Here is a 16,299-nt window from a genome sequence, read left to right as displayed (position 1 = left end):
ACGAGGCCGATGGGGCCACAGGCGATGCAGCGCTGCCCTGTGCGCAATGGCACAGGGAGCAGCTGCAGCATCACTGCGGCATCAACATTTAGACAAAGATGAGAGGTGGCCCGCGCGCGGGCAAGGGTGCGCCCGGCGCTAGCGGGCTATGCGCTGCCTGGGCCTGCCACTGCTGGTGGAAAGCAGGGGCAGCCGGCCTGTGCACATCGGCAGCAAATGCCAGCGGCAGCGCCATCGCGATACACAGCACGCAGTCCGCTCCGTGAGCCGCGTGGTCGGAATGGCTATCACGGCCCTCAGGCAAAAGATCATCGGCAATCGAATGATCGGCATGGACCCGTGCCACATCCTGCACCGGTGCATTGACGCTGCAGATATCGGCCGCCAGCACGGCGGCCATGGGCTGCGCCAGCACACGCACCTGCACACCCGCCAACGATGCCACCAGCAACAGCAACGCAAAAACCGCCGTGATAACGGCGGAAAAGCGGGGGCGGCTGCGCAGGCGTTGGAGCATGGTCAGGCAGCAGTGTAGGTGACTTCCAAACCTGAACTTTCAGAATTTATTAAATTATCAGTTCAATCAAAAATGGCCCGGGTTGTGCAAAGCTGGCCTGCATCAGCCTGGCGCATTCCTCCATGCTGGTGGCGCGTTCAGCCTCCACGCCCATGCCGCCCGCCAGCTTTACCCAGTCGATGGAGGGGTTGCCCAGGTCCAGCATCTGCATGGCAGTGGCACCCGGCGTGGCGCCCACGCCCTTGTACTCGCCAATGAGGATGTTGTAGCGGCTGTTGTTCAGCACGATGGTGGTGACAGGCAGCTGCTCGCGCGCCTGCGTCCACAGCGATTGCAGCGAGTACATCGCAGAGCCATCGGCCTGCAGGTTGATCACGCGGCGCTGCTTGCCCGCGCCAATGGCCGCGCCCGTTGCTACCGGCATGCCATCGCCAATCGCGCCGCCCGCCAGGTGCAGCCAGTCATGCGCTGGTGCAGCATGGGTGTGCGGGTAAAAACCCCGGCCATAAGAGATGCTTTCGTCTGAGACGATGGCGCCCTCGGGCATCAGCGCCGCCACGGTGCGGGCCAGGCCCTCAGGCGTGGGCGCGCCGGTGGCCCCTTCGGGCCGGGGGCCCGCATCGGGGATGGCGGCCTGCGGTGCCTGCAGGGCATCGACCAGGGCCTGCAATGCGGTCAGCGGCTCCTGCTCGGGGCGCGTCAACACATGCAGCTGGGCGCTGTCCGGGTACTGGGTGGATGGCAGGCCGGGGTAGGCAAAAAAGCCCACTGGCGGCTTGGCGCCCACCAGGATGATGTGCTCAAACTTGGCCAGGGTTTTGATGGCGGCCTCCATGCCATAGGGCACACGCTCCAGCGCCATGCGGCCCTGGCCGCGCTGCAGGTGCGATGCGCCATACTCGGCCAACACGGCAGCGCCGCTGGCCTGCGCCAGCCGCCACACCAGCGCCTGTGCCGGGGCAAAGACTGCCGCGCCGGACAGCAGGATCAGCGCCTTGCCACCCGCTTGGCGCAGCACCTTTGCCACTTCGTCAATCGCATGGCCATCCACCGCAGGCGGCGCGGGCACCGGCAGCGCTTGCGCCACCACACCGCCCTCGTCCCAGGACACATTGGCCGGCAAGATCAGGCTGGCAACCTGCCCGGGAAAGGTTGATGCCGCGCGCACGGCCATCGCGGCATCCTGGCCCAGCTCCGCGCTCTGTGTGCTGGTGTGCACCCAGCCGGATACGGTGCGCGCCAGCCCATCGGTGTCTGCCGTCAGCGGTGCATCGTAGGGCCGGTGGTAGGTGGCCTGGTCGCCCACGATATTGACGATGCCGCTGCGCGCGCGCCGGGCATTGTGCAAATTGGCCAGGCCGTTAGCCAGGCCCGGGCCGCAATGCAGCAAGGTGCAGGCCGGCTTGCGCGCGATGCGGTAATAACCATCGGCCATGCCGGTCACGACGTTCTCTTGCAGGCCCAGCACGCAGTGCATGCCGGGGATCTGGTCCAAAGCTGCTACAAAGTGCATCTCGCTGGTGCCAGGGTTCGCAAAGCAGGTATCCACACCTGCCGCCAGCAAAGTCTTGACCAGACTGTGTGCGCCATTCATCTCTCACTCCTCATTCGATTGCATTGCGCGACACCATAGCGCCAATGCCACCAAAACCGGGTCGCCAACAGGAAAGCCGACCAGCGGCGGTATCCGGCACCGCTACTGGCATGTTTGCATGGGGCTTTTGCATGCACGCACTGTGTAGGCTAATTCTCAGAGCCTCTTACGGCCTTGGCTGGCCTCGCCCATCTCGCTGGTGTTGCACAGTCTAGAAATACGCCGAGCGCTGGTACGGGCACCTGTACCAAGGTCGTTTTTGGCATGGCGCATATATGCTGGTATACGCCGTCGCCGTGCCGCTTTTGATCCCCCGCATCCGCACACCAAGTGTTACCACCAGCGCGCCTACAGCGCCTAGGATGGCCCGATGCACCACCACACCAAGGAAAACCGCATGAATCGTCTGTCTCGCCACGCCCTGTTGTCTACCGCACTCGCTTGCGCGGCCATGGCCGCCCAGGCCCAAAGCACGCCGGAAGCCCCAACTGCACCTGCTCCTACGGCTGCACCCGCCGCAGAGGCAGCGCCGCAGGCCCCCGCCCCCAACCCCGCTGCAGAAAAGGCACTGGCCCAGCGCTTCCAAGCGCTGTTGGCGGCATTTGACGGCAAGGCCGCGCTGCCAGATTCCAAAGCGTTTACCGAAGACTTCAACAAGCAAGTCACCGCTGACCAGATGAAGCAAGTCTTCAATGATGTGCGCCAAAGCGTGGGCAGCTGCAAGGTGGGCGCCCAGATGACCAGCCCCACCCCGTACATCACCAGCTACCTGCTGCAATGCGACAAGGCCTATGTGCCCATGGACATCGGCATTGAGGAAAAAGCGCCCTACCGCGTGCACAGCCTGCTGATCCGCCCTGGCTACTGGAAGAAGTAAGCACCTGTATACGTCGTCCACACAAACGTTTCGACAAAATAGATGATCGAAACGTCTGTCACAACCAATACTTATTAGTGTTTCCCTGGATAGGGCGTAAAAATTGACGGTTCAACGTCGATTTTTGCGCCAACCAGCCGTTTAGGCTGGTGATAATGCGCACAAGCTCGCCGCTTTGCTTTAGGCAGCGCCAAGAGCTGTCGCCGGGTCGCCACAAGCCGTTTTGAGACCCCGACGGCAGGCAGCAAAAGCACTAGCATGCTAGCCACCTTATCAACATTAGGATCCGAGGATTCACTATGCGTAAAACCTTGATCGCACTGGCAGTGGCCGCTATCGCAGCCCCCGCATTTGCTGCAGACCTGAAAGTAGCCGTCGACCCGACCTACGAACCGTTTACCTACAAGACGCCCCAAGGCGAAGTCACCGGCTTTGATGTGGACATTGCCAAGGCAGTGTGCGAGCAGATCAAGCGCAAGTGCGTGTTTGTCGAACAGGTCTGGGACAGCATGATCCCCGGCCTGCAAGCCAAGAAATATGACGTGATCGTCAGCTCTATGTCGATGACCGACGAGCGCCGCCGTGTGGTCGATTTCAGCGACCGTTACTACAAGACCCCCAGCGCTGTCGTGCTGAAGAAGAGCGTGGAGTACAAGGGCCCCGCTTCCACCAAGGGCCTGAAGATTGGCGTGCTCAAGGGTTCCACCCAAGAGAAGTGGGCGCTGGGCGAGCTCAAGCCCGCTGGCGCGACCATCGTGCCTTACGAAGCCCAGGACCAGGTCTACCTGGATGTGAAGTCCGGCCGCCTCGATGGCACCGTGGCTGACAAGGTCGAAGTCAATGGCGGCTTCCTGCGCAAGCCCGAAGGTGCCGACTACGGCTACAAGGGCCCGGACCAGTACGAAACCAAGTACTACGGTGACGGCATCGGCATTGCGATGCGCAAGAACCAGGGCGATCTGAAAAAGCAGATCAACGAAGCGATCAAGACCATCCGCAGCAATGGCACCTATGCCACGATTGCGAAGAAGTACTTCGACTTCGATCCCTACGGCAACTGATCTGTGCAGAGCCCTGCCGCACTCCCGGTGCGGCGAGGCTTTTGATCAGGGCTAACACCAAGCGGCGCGGTGCACCAGAGTCTTCATACTGGAACGCGCCGCAATTCCATGGTGCCGTGCCCACTTTGCAAGCGCCCTCAGAGGCAACCACCAGGCCATCCACCAGCGCTATTGCACACCGCGATACCAGCGCCTAAGGCCAAACAATATGAGTGATTATTTTCAATCGATCCTGATGGGATCGCTGCTGACAGTAGCGGTCTCGCTGGCATCGGCCGCCATTGCCACGGTGCTGGGGCTGCTGGGCGCCAGCGCCAAGCTCTCGGGCCGCCGCCCGCTGGTGGTGCTGGCAACGGTTTACACCTCCATCGTGCGCGGCATCCCCGAGCTGGTGATGATGCTGTTGATCTTTTACGGCGGCGCCATCGGCCTCAATACCCTGCTGGAGAAGATGGGCAGCCAAAGCTCGGTCGACCTCAACCCCTTTGTCGCCGGCTCCTTCACCATCGGCTTTATCTACGGCGCCTACATGACCGAAACCTTCCGAGGCGCGATCCTGGCCATTCCCAAGGGCCAGATGGAAGCGGCCTGGGCCTTTGGCATGGGTCCGTTCAAAACCTTTTTCCGCATCACCCTGCCGCAAATGGTGCGCTATGCGCTGCCCGGCTTTACCAATAACTGGTTGGTGCTGATCAAGGCCACCGCGCTGGTCAGCCTGATCGGTCTGCAAGACATGACCTACCTGGCCAAGCAGGCCAGCGCCGCGGCGCGCGAGCCCTTCATCTTCTTCCTGTTCACCGCTGCGCTCTACCTGGTCTACACATCGGTATCGTTGTGGGCGCTGGGCCGCCTCAATGCCCGCTACAGCCTGGGAACCGAAAAGGTGCAGCTATGAACTGGGAAGTCATTTTTCAGCCGGACACCATTGCGCTGTACGGCGAAGGCCTGGTCACCACCCTCAAGCTGCTGCTGTCCAGCCTGGCCATTGGCGCCGTGCTGGCCCTGCTGGGCGCGCTGGCGCTGGTCAGCCGCTCCTGGCTGCTGCGCAAAACCGTGGGTGCCTTCACCTATTTCATGCGCGGCACGCCGCTGCTGATTCAGGTCTACCTGATCTACTACGGCTTCTCGCAGCTCGAATGGGTGCAGGCCCGCTGGGACACCGTCTGGCCTTGGACCCATTTCAAAGAGCCGTTCTTCTGCGCTTTCCTGGCCTTCACGCTGAACACCGCCGCCTACACGGCCGAGATGCTGGCCGGCTCCATCCGCGAAACCTACAAGGGCGAGGTAGAAGCCGCGCGCTCCATGGGCATGAGCCGCTGGCAGCTGATGCGCCGCATTGTGCTGCCCAGCGCCATCCGCCGCACCCTGCCCGCCTACAGCAACGAGGTGGTGATGATGCTGCACTCGACCAGCCTGGCGTCCATCGTGCCGTCGTTGGTCGACCTGACCGGCGCCGCCAGCCGCGTGTACTCCGACTACTACCTGCCGTTTGAAGCCTATATCGCGGCAGCGGTGATCTACCTCTGCATCACCTTTATCCTGATTGGCATCTTCCGCCTCGCCGAGCGCCGCTTCCTGGGCTATCTGGCCCCGCGCAAGGCCTAAGACATTCGAGCATCGAGATATGAACGCATCCAACTACAAACTGCAGGCGCTGGACATCCACAAGAGCTATGGCAGCAACCAGGTGCTCAAGGGCGTCTCGCTTAATGCCTGCGCTGGCGACGTGATCAGCATCATCGGCAGCTCCGGCTCGGGCAAGAGCACCTTTCTGCGCTGCATCAACCTGCTGGAGCAACCGCAGCAAGGCCAGATCATCGTCGCTGGCGAAGCGCTGCAGCTGCGCGCGGGCCGCAATGGCGCGCTGGATGCGGTGGATCCCAAGCAGCTCCAACGCCTGCGCAGCATGCTGGCCATGGTGTTCCAGCACTTCAACCTCTGGGCGCATATGACCGTGCTGCAGAACATCATTGAAGTGCCGGTGCATGTGCTGGGCATCAGCAAGGACGAGGCCGTCGCCCGCGCCCGCAAATACCTCAAGCTGGTGGGCCTGGAGAACAAGGAAGACAGCTACCCCAACCACATGAGCGGCGGCCAACAGCAGCGCGTGGCCATTGCCCGTGCGCTGGCGGTCGAGCCCGAGGTGATGCTGTTTGACGAGCCCACCTCCGCCCTCGACCCCGAGCTGGTCGGCGAAGTGCTGCGCGTGATGCAGGTGCTGGCGCAAGAAGGCCGCACCATGCTGGTGGTCACCCATGAAATGGGCTTTGCCCGTGAGGTGTCCAACCATGTGATCTTCCTGCACCAAGGCCTGATTGAAGAGCAGGGCCCGCCACGCGAGGTGCTGGCCAACCCCAAGAGCGAACGTCTGGCGCGCTTCCTCTCCGGCAGCCTCAAGTAGACGACCAAGCCGAGTTCTGCCCGCGACAGGATCAGCGCCATCCGAGCGCCGGGCAGGCGCAAAATAAGGCCGGTCGCTGCTGATCTGGACAAGGTTCTTCGGTCAGCCAAGCGCCAACCGGCCCCTCAGCCCAGACCCGATACCCTTCCCCCGCCACCATGGGCACGCCCTGCTCCCCTCCCCCCGCCTCCGATTCGGCCGCAGACAGCAGCGCCGAATTCTCGCTGCGCCGCATAGCAGTGGCGGCCTTTGGCCCCTCGCTGCTGTTCGGTATTGGCGAAGGTGCGGTGCTGCCGGTGATTGTGCTGATGGCGCGGGAGCTGGGCGCTTCGGTGTCCATCGCAGCGCTGGTGGTGGGGCTGGTCAGCATCGGCTCCTTGCTCAGCAATATTCCGGCCTCGCTGATCACCGCCCGCTGGGGCGAACGCTGGGCGATTGTGGCGGCAGGCCTGTGGAGCGCGCTGGGCATGGCCATTTGCATGCTCACCCAGCAGCTCTGGCTGTTTGCGCTGGGCTGCCTGATGGTGGGCATGTCGCAGGCGGTCTACAACCTGGCGCGGCAAAGCTATTTGACCGAGGCTGTGCCCGTGCACTTCCGCGCGCGTGCGCTGTCCACCCTGGGAGGGGTGATGCGCATCGGCATGTTCATCGGCCCCTTTATCGGCGCCTGGGCCATGCATGCCTGGGGCCTGCATGCCGCCTTTGCGGTGGGCATGGTGGGGGTGCTCTGCGCGGCAGCCATTGGCCTGCGTGTGCCCGATCTTGCGGCGCCCTCCGCACTGCCAGGCCAGGCGGTGCCGACCGAAGCGCCCTCCATCGCCGGCATCCTGCGCGCACACCACCAGCTGTTCCTTACCCTCGGCTTGGGCGTGCTGCTGGTCAGCGCGGTGCGCGCATCGCGCCAGGTAGTCATCCCGCTGTGGGCCGACCATTTGGGCATGGCGCCTGCTGCGGCCTCGTTGGTCTACGGGCTGGCGGGCGCTATCGACATGCTGGTCTTCTACCCCGCCGGCAGGCTGATGGATCTGAAAGGCCGGCGCTGGGTGGCCGTGCCATCGATGCTGGTGATGGGCGCCGCGATGCTGCTGATGCCCCTGACCAGCACGGTAACGACCTTGCTGCTGGCCGCCATGGCGCTGGGCTTTGGCAATGGCATCGGCTCGGGCCTGATCATGACCTTGGGCGCCGACCATGCACCGCGCCATGCGCGGGCGCATTTTCTGGGGCTATGGCGCCTGGCGGCTGATCTGGGGTCTTCGCTCGGGCCGGCGCTGCTGTCGTTTCTGGCCGGCAGCCTGTCGCTGGCCAGCGGCATTGCCTGCATCGGCTTGGTGGCCTGGGGGGCGGCTGCGGCGCTTGCGCGCTGGATACCGCCTGCCAAGCGCTGAGCCGCGCGCACCTATCACTGCAGATAGGCGTTAGCGCCTACCAAACCACCGGTTCCGGCTCCAGCTGGATACCAAAGCGCTCATAAACGCTGGTCTGGATCGCACGCGCTAACGTGACTACCTCACCACCGGTAACGCTGCCCTCCCCATCACCCAGGTTGACGAGGACCAAGGCCTGGCGGTCATACACACCGGCCTTGCCAATGCTCTTGCCTCGCCAGCCGCAGGCATCGATCATCCAGCCCGCTGCCAGCTTGATGCTGCCATCCAGCATGGGGTAGTGCACGATTTTGGGTTCGCGCGCAATGATGTCCTCGCACTGGTCGGCGCTCACCTGCGGGTTTTTGAAAAAGCTGCCGGCATTGCCGATCTGCGCCGGGTCGGGCAGCTTGGCACGGCGAATCTCGACGACCCAGTCAAAGATGTCCTGAGCGCTGGGATGTTCAATGCCTTTTTCTGCCTGCTTGCGGGCCAGGTCCAGATAGCCCAGCTCCGGCTTCCAATCCTTGGCCAGGCGCAGCCGCACATGGGTGATCACGGCGCGGCCCGCCAGCCCCATGCCCCGGGGCTCGGCCACACCAGTGGCGCGGGCGATCATCGTGAGCGGCATGGTTTCGGCCGGCGCATGCTTGAAGACCGAATCCCGGTAGCCAAATGCGCACTGCGCGGCCTGCAGGCTGAAATGCTGGCCATTGCTCAGGTCGATCGCGTCGAGCGAATCAAAGCGGTCCTGCAGCTCCACGCCATAGGCGCCAATGTTCTGCACCGGTGCGGCGCCGGCGGTACCGGGGATCAGCGCCAGGTTCTCCAGTCCCGGGTAGCCCTGGGCCAGGCTCCAGGCCACTACCTCGTGCCACACCTCGCCAGCACCCACTTCAATGATGTAGTGCTTGTCGGTTTCTTCAACCAGGCGTTTGCCCATGATTTCCATCTTGAAGACGGTGGGCTCGACATCGCCGGTGATGACGATATTGCTACCTCCCCCCAGCACCACCACCTGGCGGCTGGCGCCCAGCGGGGGCTGCGCCAAAAAATCAGGGATATCTTGTGGGGACTGCACGCGCACCAGGTTCATGGCCCGCGCCATGATGCCAAAGGTGTTGTATTGCTGCAGCGGGGCATTTTTCTCGACTAACATCGCTAGATTGTCGCACTTGTCGCGACCCACTCAGGCGCTCAGCCTGGCCTGCAAGGAGAGTATTTATGCCATCGTTTGACACGGTTTGCGAAGCCGACTTCGTCGAGGTGAAAAACGCTGTTGAGAATTCCGCCAAGGAAATTGGCACCCGTTTCGACTTCAAGGGAAGCTCGGCCGGTATTGAGCTCAAGGATAAAGAGATCGTCATGTTCGGCGATGCCGAGTTCCAGCTGGTGCAGGTCGAAGACATCCTGCGCAACAAGCTGACCAAGCGCAATGTGGATGTGCGCTTTCTGGACAAGGGCGATGTGCAAAAGGTCGGCGGCGACAAGGTCAAGCAGGTGATCAAGGTGCGGAATGGCATCGAGCAAGAGCTGGCCAAGAAGATCCAGAAGCTCATCAAGGACAGCAAGATGAAGGTGCAAGCTGCCATCCAGGGCGATGCCGTGCGCGTCACTGGCGCCAAGCGCGATGACCTGCAAGCGGCGATGGCGATGCTGAAAAAGGACGTGACCGACGTGCCGATTTCGTTCAACAACTTCCGCGACTGATCCCAGCCAGTCGCCTGGAAAAAAGGCCGCGCTGCAAGCTATGCAGCGCGGCCTTTTTTATCGAGCCAAGTTAGCTTAGAACTGGTAGTTCGCGCTCAGCAAGGCACCACGCGGCGTACCCGGCATGCTGCTGCTGCGCCAGTATTCCTTGTTGGTCAGGTTGGACACCGCCAGGGTGACGGTCCATGGCGCAGCGCGCCAGCCTACCAGGCCATCCCAGCGGGTGTAACCGGGCACGCGCGCGGTGTTGGCGTCATTGGTGTAACGCGCGCTGGTGTGGGTCACACCCAGCTCGGCATACCAGGTGCCCGCAGGCGCATAGCGCAGGAACACATTGCCATTGCGGCGCGCGGTGTTGGCCAGGTAATTGCCTTCCAGCGCGGGGTTGGACTTGTTCTCGGTGACCTTGGCCGCCATGATGCCGACGCCGCCGCGCACATACCAAAACGGTGCCACACGGCCTGCCGCGCTGAACTCGATACCGCGCGAACGCTCCTTGCCACGCACCGCCCAGGTGAAGGGGTCGTTGTCCGGATCGGGGCGGTAGCGGATGTTGTAGTGCTCCAGCTGGTAGACGGCCAGCTGGGTGGACAGCGCGCCATCGAGCCAATCGCTCTTGACACCCATCTCGTACTGCTGCGAATGCTGGGGCTCATCGTCCAGCACCGCGCCAGCACCGGTATCCACCGACAAGGTGCCGCGCCCGCCATAGGGCGAGAAGCTGCGGCTCCAGGACGCATACACGCTGTGCTCGCGCACCGGCTGCCAGACCAGACCGGCACGCGGGCTGACGGAATTGCCGTCGGTGCTGCGGCTGGCATTGGTCAGCTGGTTGGTGCTGTTGAAGTCAAAGTTGTCGTAGCGCGCACCCAGCAGCAGCTTCCACTGGTCGCTCAGGCTGACCAGATCCTGCACATACAGCGCGCGGGCCGTGCCTTTGTGCAGGTTGTGCTGCGATGGCGTGCCTTGCGGTGGCCGCACGGCATCAAACACCGGGTTGTTCGGGTCGATATAGCCATTGCTGTTGGCGGTGCTGAAGAGGCGCGGCGCGCGCTCTTCCTCACTGTGCTCCACGCCCAGCAGCAACTCATGGCGCATGCCGGCCAGGTTGAGCTTGCCGGTCAGATCCACCGTGTGGGTGGTGGTGCGGTTCTCGGTTTGCTGCCAGGCATAGCTTTGGCGCAGCAGGCCGGGGTTGGCGCACTTGGCGCCTGCAGGCGTCAGGCCCTGGGGGTTGCAATAGGTGCCGGCAAAGTAGTGGTCAAAATCCTGGCTGGCCTCGCGCTTGCTGGCCACCCAGCGCACGCTCCAGGCCGGGTTGAACTCATACGACAGGTCCGAGCGCAGCACGCGCAGCCGGTCTTCGACAAAATCGCCTGGCTGGGCAAAGCCCTGGCGCAGCGACATGCCTGGCGGCATCTGCTCGTAGGTGGGGCCACGGTCCGGCACGCGCCAGACATTGTCATAGGTGTACTGCCCCGTCCAGCGCAGGCCCGTGCGGGTGTCGACCAGGATGCTGGGCGAGACCATCTCATTGCGGTTGCGGATGCCGCTGCGAAAGCTATGTGCCTGTTCGCGGTCAGCCGTCAGGCGCATGACCACGTTGGGGCTGATCACCCGGTTGATGTCGATGGTGCCGCCCACGTTCTCCCAAGAGCCGCCGCGCACAGTCACGCTGCTGACGCCATCAAAACGCGCCTGCTTGCTGACCATGTTGACCACGCCGCCGCCGGCGCCACGGCCGTACAGCACCGAGGCCGGGCCTTTCAGAATCTCGATGCGCTCCACATTGGCGGTGCTGCGGCGCACCTGGCCGGATTCGCGCACGCCATCGCGGTAGATATCGCCGCTGTCGGCATTGAAGCCGCGAATCATCACACCCTCGCCGCGCATGTCGTAGCTGGTGTTGACGCCCGGCACGCCATCGAGCATCACCGACAGGTCATTGATGCCATAGCTCTTGTACTTGTTGACTTCCAAGGTGTCGATGGTTTGCGGGATGTCCTTGGGCGCCATATAGGTCTTGGTCGCCGTGGTCACGCCTTCGGGGCGCACATCATCGGGGTCGAACTGGTCGGCAGACACCTGCACCGTTGGCAGGGTGTGCTCTTGTGCGATAGCTGGCACATAGGCCAGCATCAACAGCGCCGCCACCGACAGGCTGGCGCGCTCGCCTCTTGTACGCGCGAGGGTCTCGCTGCGAAGGGCTTGGATCATTGAAAACTCCTGAAACAATAATTCCGCTGAGTAAACAGCTTGTAAATTTGAGTCAGGGATGCTAATGATAACGATTATCAATAGCAATACATTAACCTTCAGCGGGCGCTTACTTTTCCCAAAAAACAACGGGCTAGACTTTTGGCGCAAAAAATAAATAGCTGTATTTGCGGGTTACCGCTTGCATTAGGATGTAAAGCTATCGGCCGGCACCCGGCCCCGCTAGACTCGGTCAACCCTATCGGCATACACCTTCAAAGAGCCTCCCCTGCACCTATGACCCCTTCGCTTTCCAAGCCCTGCCCGGCACCTAGGGACCCTCTGCAAAACTCCCTGCCGTGGTCTGAACGCGGACTCGGGCGATCCGCTGCGTTGTCTTCCTTGTCAATAGCTACGGCTATTGACTGCAGAAGACGCCTTGCGGCTCATCCCGATCCGCGTCCATCCCGCTTGGCGAGGGTTTTGCAGAGCATCCCTAGCCGCTTGCGCCGCCTGGCGCTGACCCTGGCTTGGTGCGCCAGCGCTGCCTGGGCAGCCCATGCGCAAGAGGCGACCGAAGGCCCCCGCTCGGTGGCGCTCGCTGGCATTCTGGGCGACAAGGCCTTGCTGGTCATCGATGGCCGTGCCCCCAAGGCCGTGGCAGTGGGAAGCAGCTACCAGCAGGTGCAGGTCATCAGCGTCAAGGACGGGCAGGCGCAGGTACGCATCGCCGGCGCGGCGCATAGCCTGCGCATGGGTGAGTCGCCGGTCAGCGTGGCCGATGCGGCCCTGCCGGTGAGCACCACCGGGCGCATCGTCTTGGCGGCGGACGCCACAGGCCACTTCATGACGGCCGGCATGATCAATGGCAAAGCCACCCGCTTCCTGGTCGACACGGGCGCCACCACCGTCAGCATGAGCGCCAGCGAAGCGCGCAAGCTCGGCATTGACTTCAGCAAGGGCCGCCCGGTGCGCATGGGCACCGCCAATGGCGTGAGCCAGGGCTGGATGCTCAAGCTCAGCAGCGTGCGCATCTCCGATGTGGAGCTGCGCAATGTCGATGCCGTGGTCACCTCATCCGACATGCCCTTTGTGTTGCTGGGCAACAGCTTTCTCAATGCCTTTGAGATGAAGCGCGCCGGCCCGCAGATGACCCTGGACCGGATCAAATAGCATCCCGCTGCAGCGCTGAACGCTGCCCAAACAAAAGGGCTGAACCCGCGATGGTGTTCAGCCCTTGGCTTATCCGCTCGTCTGCGCCTTCGCGCAGTGCATCACTTGGTTTTCTTTTGGCCCAGCTTGGATTCCTTGCCTTCGACCAGGCGCTGGATATTGAGCTTGTGGCGGTAGACCAGCAAGGCCGACATCAGCAGCACGGCGCTAAAAATCTCGGCGTGGAAGTCCCAGAGCTCGCCGCCAATCAGGATGTAGAACACGGGCGCCAGCACCGCTGCCACCAGCGACGACAGCGACGAATAGCGCCAGATGGCGGCCACGGCTACCCAGGTCAGCAAAACCAGCAAGCCCAGCCAGCCACTAAAGCCCAGCAGCACGCCCAGCGCGGTGGCCACACCCTTGCCGCCTTCAAACTTGAAGAACACCGGCCAGAGATGGCCCAGAAATGCCGCAATGCCGACCAGCGCAATCGTGCCCTCTTCCAGCCCATAAGGCTTGCCAAACCAGGCCACTAGCGCGACGGGCAACCAGCCCTTGGCGGCATCCAGCAGCAAGGTGACCACCGCTGCGGCCTTGCTGCCCGATCGCAGCACATTGGTGGCGCCGGGGTTTTTGCTGCCGTAGGTGCGCGGGTCATTGAGCCCCATGGTGCGGCTGACAATCACCGCAAACGACAGCGACCCGATGAGGTAGGCCAGGATGGTGGCCAGGATGGAATAAACGGTAGTCAAATTGCTCCCCTTGCCTGCGCGCCCCAGCGGCGGGCGCAAGCTGGTTGATGTTGGTTAAATGCAGGCGTCATTCTGCCAGTGCGCACTGTACTGCCTGGGCACCCAGCACCTCAACGCAGGCTTTGGGATCGATCTGCACTAAAAAACCACGCCTCCCGCCGTTGATGGCGATGCGGGGTAAGTCCAGAATCGTCTCCTGGATATAGACCGGCATGGCCTTGCGCAGGCCAAACGGCGAGGTACCGCCCACCAGGTAGCCACTGTGGCGGCTGGCCACCTCGGGCGTGCAGGGCTCCACGCTCTTGGCGCCAATCTGGCGCGCCAGGCTCTTGGTCGATACCTTGCAGTCACCATGCATCAGCACGATGAGCGGCTTGGCATCCTGGTTCTGCATCACCAGGGTCTTGACCACGACATGCTCATCCAACCCCAGCTGGCGGGCCGACTCGGACGTGCCGCCGTGCTCCACATAGTCGTACGGATGCTCGGTAAACGCCACCTTGTGCGCCTTCAAGAACTGGGTGGCTGGCGTTTCGCTGATATGGTTTTTTTTGCTCATGGCTGGAGAGGTCGCGGCAGGCGCCGCGCAAAATCTGCCCCTATTGTCTCGAAAAAATAGGCGGGGGCGCCGCCAAGCATAGCGGCCTTCGCAACGCCAAAAGCCCTGGTTTGCACCAGGGCCTGCGGGTCATAGCGTCCACCAGCTCCCCGAAGGAAGCCACAAGCTTATTGCGCCGGATCGCCCAGCGCCCAGCGCAAGCCATCAATCTCTTGCAGCAAGGCTTCGGACAGCTGCGTGCCCCAAATGTTCAGGTCCTCGTCCAGCTGCGCCATGGTGCGCACGCCGATGATGGTGCTGGCCACCTGCCATTTGCTGTAGCAAAACGCCAGTGCCAAGGCAGTGGGGGTCATGCCATCGTCGCGTGCCAGCTGGTTGTAGCGCTTGGCGGCATCCAGCGCCTCGGGGCGGCCCCAGCGCTGCTTACGCACCGATTCATAGCTGGCAATGCGTGCGCCTTGCGGTGCCTGGGGTCCGGTGATGCCGCTGTCGTCGTATTTACCGGTCAGCAGGCCAAAGGCCAGCGGCGAATAGGCCAGCAGCGACACGCCCAGGCGGTCGCAGGTCTCGTCCAGGCCGTTTTCCCAGCAGCGGTTGATGAGGCAGTACGGGTTTTGCACGCTGGCCACGCGCGGCAGGCCATGCTGCTCAGCCAGACGCACAAACTCATGCACGCCATAAGGCGTTTCATTCGACAGACCAATGTGGCGGATCTTGCCTGCCTTGACTAAGCCCGCCAACGCCTGCAGCTGCTCGCCAATCGTCGTCTCGCTGGTTTCCTTTTTCGGGTCGTAGTACAGATTGCCAAAGGCCGGCACATGGCGCTCTGGCCAGTGGATCTGGTAGAGGTCGATCACATCGGTCTGCAGGCGGCGCAGGCTCGCCTCACACGAGGCGACGATATCGGCCGCCGTCATGCCCTTGCCCTCGCGCACCCAGGGCATGCTGCGCGATGGGCCGGCCACCTTGCTGGCCAGCACCACCTTGTCGCGCTGGCCGGGGTTGGCCTTGAACCAGTTGCCGATGATGGTCTCGGTAGCGCCAAAGGTCTCGGCGCGCGCGGGTACCGAGTACATCTCTGCCGTGTCCCAAAAGTACACGCCGCGCTCCAGTGAGTAGCTGAGCATGGCGTGCGCATCGGCTTCGCCCACTTGCTCACCAAACGTCATCGTGCCCAGGCAAATGGGCGAAACCTTCAAATCACTGCGGCCAAGGAGGATGTCTTGCATAAGAAAAATTCAGCGGTGTCGGTCAAAAAACCAAGTGTAAAAGCATTTTTTGACACCTCGCTGGCCATGGCCGCCATATGCCTTCCATCCACAGCTTGAACTAGCCGATGCGGCAATTGCTGATTGAGCGCTTCAAAGCCTGTCAAGCCGAGTTACGCAGTCTTCGATCTGCATTCGTCGCCAACGGTCCGTAAGTTCTATCGAAGCTTCACTGCTTACCATTTGCAAAAAGCTATCGATATCTTCGATCCATTCAATACCGTTGTATCCCCCGATGTTCCAACCCTCCAATCCCCACAGCCACCCTCCCCCGCTGCCCCGGCCCAATAAATTGCGCGATATCGCGCTGAAGATCGGTAAAAGTACGCCGACCCCCTGCACCAGCAGCGACTGCCAGCAGTGCCCGCCCTCGGGCAGCCTTGCCCAGGCTTCCAGCGGAATGCGGCAGAGCGGCTACCAAATCAGCGACACGGCACGTTCCCGTCACCAGGCCGTAGCCGCTGCTTACGGCATCGTGGATTGCATGCTCTGCGACACCAGCGGCCATGCGCATGGCACCGTCCGGCTTATTTTTGAAATCCAGGGCCCCAGCCGCTACCGCCAGGGCCAGATCCTGCGGGTGCTGCTGCCGGGCGGCTCCGGCCCCCAGATCCTTGTCACCTCTCAGCCCAACCGCGCTGGCGTCATGCACGGCCAGCTGCTGCTTGCGCAGGGCGAGCCCCTGCCCGCCCAGTTCGGGCCGGATGCGGCTTTTGGCCTAATGTTCCAGGTCTGCGCACGCCAACAAAGCCGGTCGAATTGATCCAGGGATCCTCTGCAAAACACCCTGCCGTGGCCTGAACGCGGACTCGGGCAATCCGCATACATCCCGCTTGAAGAGC

General features: G+C 62.7%; 16 protein-coding genes. 9 read left to right on the top strand and 7 right to left on the bottom strand.

The features are described 5' to 3' along the window. Positions 1 to 88: 88 nt before the first annotated feature. Entirely contained in the window at positions 89 to 517 is a 429-nt protein-coding gene (locus HS961_RS12310) for a DUF2946 family protein (RefSeq protein WP_182322348.1), read from the bottom strand. Between the two features lie 49 nt (positions 518 to 566). Further along, complete coding sequence (locus tag HS961_RS12305) at positions 567 to 2,111, bottom strand: acetolactate synthase large subunit (RefSeq protein WP_182322346.1); 1,545 nt, start codon at positions 2,109 to 2,111, stop codon at positions 567 to 569. Positions 2,112 to 2,508: 397 nt separating this feature from the next. On the opposite strand from HS961_RS12305, the gene HS961_RS12300 reads away from it, so the two are divergent. The 6 genes from HS961_RS12300 (at position 2,509) to HS961_RS12275 (ending at position 7,838) form a co-directional block, all read left to right on the top strand. Beyond that, entirely contained in the window at positions 2,509 to 2,988 is a 480-nt protein-coding gene (locus HS961_RS12300) for a hypothetical protein (protein ID WP_182322344.1), read from the top strand. A gap of 299 nt (positions 2,989 to 3,287) precedes the next feature. After that, positions 3,288 to 4,049 (top strand): transporter substrate-binding domain-containing protein, encoded by a 762-nt coding sequence (locus HS961_RS12295; protein WP_182322342.1) that lies wholly within the window; start codon positions 3,288 to 3,290, stop codon positions 4,047 to 4,049. A gap of 208 nt (positions 4,050 to 4,257) precedes the next feature. Next, positions 4,258 to 4,944, top strand: coding sequence for an ABC transporter permease (locus tag HS961_RS12290; protein WP_182322340.1), 687 nt, complete (start codon positions 4,258 to 4,260; stop codon positions 4,942 to 4,944). Further along, positions 4,941 to 5,654 carry an ABC transporter permease gene (locus tag HS961_RS12285; RefSeq protein WP_182322337.1) on the top strand — a complete coding sequence of 238 codons (714 nt, stop codon included), beginning with the start codon at positions 4,941 to 4,943 and terminating at the stop codon, positions 5,652 to 5,654. The genes HS961_RS12290 and HS961_RS12285 overlap by 4 nt, the downstream gene beginning before the upstream one ends. 19 nt (positions 5,655 to 5,673) lie before the next feature. Next, the gene (locus HS961_RS12280) at positions 5,674 to 6,450 is read left to right on the top strand and encodes an ABC transporter ATP-binding protein (RefSeq protein ID WP_182322335.1); all 777 of its coding nucleotides are present in this window, start codon (positions 5,674 to 5,676) and stop codon (positions 6,448 to 6,450) included. A 158-nt stretch (positions 6,451 to 6,608) separates the two neighbouring features. After that, positions 6,609 to 7,838 (top strand): MFS transporter, encoded by a 1,230-nt coding sequence (locus HS961_RS12275; RefSeq protein ID WP_182322333.1) that lies wholly within the window; start codon positions 6,609 to 6,611, stop codon positions 7,836 to 7,838. Positions 7,839 to 7,875: 37 nt separating this feature from the next. On the opposite strand, the gene murB is transcribed toward HS961_RS12275, so the two are convergent. Beyond that, entirely contained in the window at positions 7,876 to 8,976 is a 1,101-nt protein-coding gene (murB, locus tag HS961_RS12270; protein ID WP_182322330.1) for a UDP-N-acetylmuramate dehydrogenase, read from the bottom strand. A gap of 65 nt (positions 8,977 to 9,041) precedes the next feature. Between murB and HS961_RS12265 the strand changes: the two genes are divergently transcribed. After that, positions 9,042 to 9,527, top strand: coding sequence for a YajQ family cyclic di-GMP-binding protein (locus tag HS961_RS12265; protein WP_182322328.1), 486 nt, complete (start codon positions 9,042 to 9,044; stop codon positions 9,525 to 9,527). A 75-nt stretch (positions 9,528 to 9,602) separates the two neighbouring features. Here HS961_RS12265 and HS961_RS12260 read toward each other — a convergent pair whose 3' ends face one another. After that, on the bottom strand, positions 9,603 to 11,744 hold the full coding sequence (locus HS961_RS12260; protein WP_182322326.1) for a TonB-dependent siderophore receptor: 2,142 nt from the start codon (positions 11,742 to 11,744) through the stop codon (positions 9,603 to 9,605). A 462-nt stretch (positions 11,745 to 12,206) separates the two neighbouring features. Here HS961_RS12260 and HS961_RS12255 point away from each other — a divergent pair, with 462 nt between their 5' ends. Beyond that, positions 12,207 to 12,896 carry a retropepsin-like aspartic protease family protein gene (locus HS961_RS12255; protein ID WP_238347584.1) on the top strand — a complete coding sequence of 230 codons (690 nt, stop codon included), beginning with the start codon at positions 12,207 to 12,209 and terminating at the stop codon, positions 12,894 to 12,896. A 101-nt stretch (positions 12,897 to 12,997) separates the two neighbouring features. Here the strand turns inward: HS961_RS12255 and plsY are convergent, their stop codons facing one another. From plsY to HS961_RS12240, 3 genes are all read right to left on the bottom strand, one after another. Beyond that, positions 12,998 to 13,630: a glycerol-3-phosphate 1-O-acyltransferase PlsY gene (gene plsY, locus HS961_RS12250; RefSeq protein ID WP_182322324.1), complete on the bottom strand. Its 633-nt coding sequence runs from the start codon at positions 13,628 to 13,630 to the stop codon at positions 12,998 to 13,000. Between the two features lie 67 nt (positions 13,631 to 13,697). Further along, the gene (ybaK, locus tag HS961_RS12245; protein ID WP_182322322.1) at positions 13,698 to 14,189 is read right to left on the bottom strand and encodes a Cys-tRNA(Pro) deacylase; all 492 of its coding nucleotides are present in this window, start codon (positions 14,187 to 14,189) and stop codon (positions 13,698 to 13,700) included. Positions 14,190 to 14,356: 167 nt separating this feature from the next. Beyond that, entirely contained in the window at positions 14,357 to 15,418 is a 1,062-nt protein-coding gene (locus tag HS961_RS12240; RefSeq protein ID WP_182322320.1) for an aldo/keto reductase, read from the bottom strand. 274 nt (positions 15,419 to 15,692) lie between these two features. Here HS961_RS12240 and HS961_RS12235 point away from each other — a divergent pair, with 274 nt between their 5' ends. Further along, positions 15,693 to 16,220, top strand: coding sequence for a hypothetical protein (locus HS961_RS12235; protein WP_182322318.1), 528 nt, complete (start codon positions 15,693 to 15,695; stop codon positions 16,218 to 16,220). The last annotated feature ends 79 nt before the right edge of the window (positions 16,221 to 16,299 follow it).

Origin of the sequence: Comamonas piscis (assembly GCF_014109725.1) — a bacterium.
GTDB lineage: Bacteria > Pseudomonadota > Gammaproteobacteria > Burkholderiales > Burkholderiaceae_C > Comamonas > Comamonas piscis.
This window is presented reverse-complemented; position numbering and strand designations above follow the sequence as displayed.

What these genes read in the sequence shown, in the direction of transcription:
- HS961_RS12295 (WP_182322342.1), top strand. Translation starts at nt 3,288, where the DNA reads ATGCGTAAAACCTTGATCGCACTGGCAGTGGCCGCTATCGCAGCCCCC.
- HS961_RS12265 (WP_182322328.1), top strand. Translation starts at nt 9,042, where the DNA reads ATGCCATCGTTTGACACGGTTTGCGAAGCCGACTTCGTCGAGGTGAAA.
- murB (WP_182322330.1), bottom strand. Translation starts at nt 8,976, where the DNA reads ATGTTAGTCGAGAAAAATGCCCCGCTGCAGCAATACAACACCTTTGGC.
- ybaK (WP_182322322.1), bottom strand. Translation starts at nt 14,189, where the DNA reads ATGAGCAAAAAAAACCATATCAGCGAAACGCCAGCCACCCAGTTCTTG.
- HS961_RS12235 (WP_182322318.1), top strand. Translation starts at nt 15,693, where the DNA reads ATGTTCCAACCCTCCAATCCCCACAGCCACCCTCCCCCGCTGCCCCGG.
- HS961_RS12300 (WP_182322344.1), top strand. Translation starts at nt 2,509, where the DNA reads ATGAATCGTCTGTCTCGCCACGCCCTGTTGTCTACCGCACTCGCTTGC.
- HS961_RS12290 (WP_182322340.1), top strand. Translation starts at nt 4,258, where the DNA reads ATGAGTGATTATTTTCAATCGATCCTGATGGGATCGCTGCTGACAGTA.
- HS961_RS12240 (WP_182322320.1), bottom strand. Translation starts at nt 15,418, where the DNA reads ATGCAAGACATCCTCCTTGGCCGCAGTGATTTGAAGGTTTCGCCCATT.
- HS961_RS12310 (WP_182322348.1), bottom strand. Translation starts at nt 517, where the DNA reads ATGCTCCAACGCCTGCGCAGCCGCCCCCGCTTTTCCGCCGTTATCACG.
- HS961_RS12280 (WP_182322335.1), top strand. Translation starts at nt 5,674, where the DNA reads ATGAACGCATCCAACTACAAACTGCAGGCGCTGGACATCCACAAGAGC.
- HS961_RS12305 (WP_182322346.1), bottom strand. Translation starts at nt 2,111, where the DNA reads ATGAATGGCGCACACAGTCTGGTCAAGACTTTGCTGGCGGCAGGTGTG.
- HS961_RS12275 (WP_182322333.1), top strand. Translation starts at nt 6,609, where the DNA reads ATGGGCACGCCCTGCTCCCCTCCCCCCGCCTCCGATTCGGCCGCAGAC.
- HS961_RS12285 (WP_182322337.1), top strand. Translation starts at nt 4,941, where the DNA reads ATGAACTGGGAAGTCATTTTTCAGCCGGACACCATTGCGCTGTACGGC.
- HS961_RS12260 (WP_182322326.1), bottom strand. Translation starts at nt 11,744, where the DNA reads ATGATCCAAGCCCTTCGCAGCGAGACCCTCGCGCGTACAAGAGGCGAG.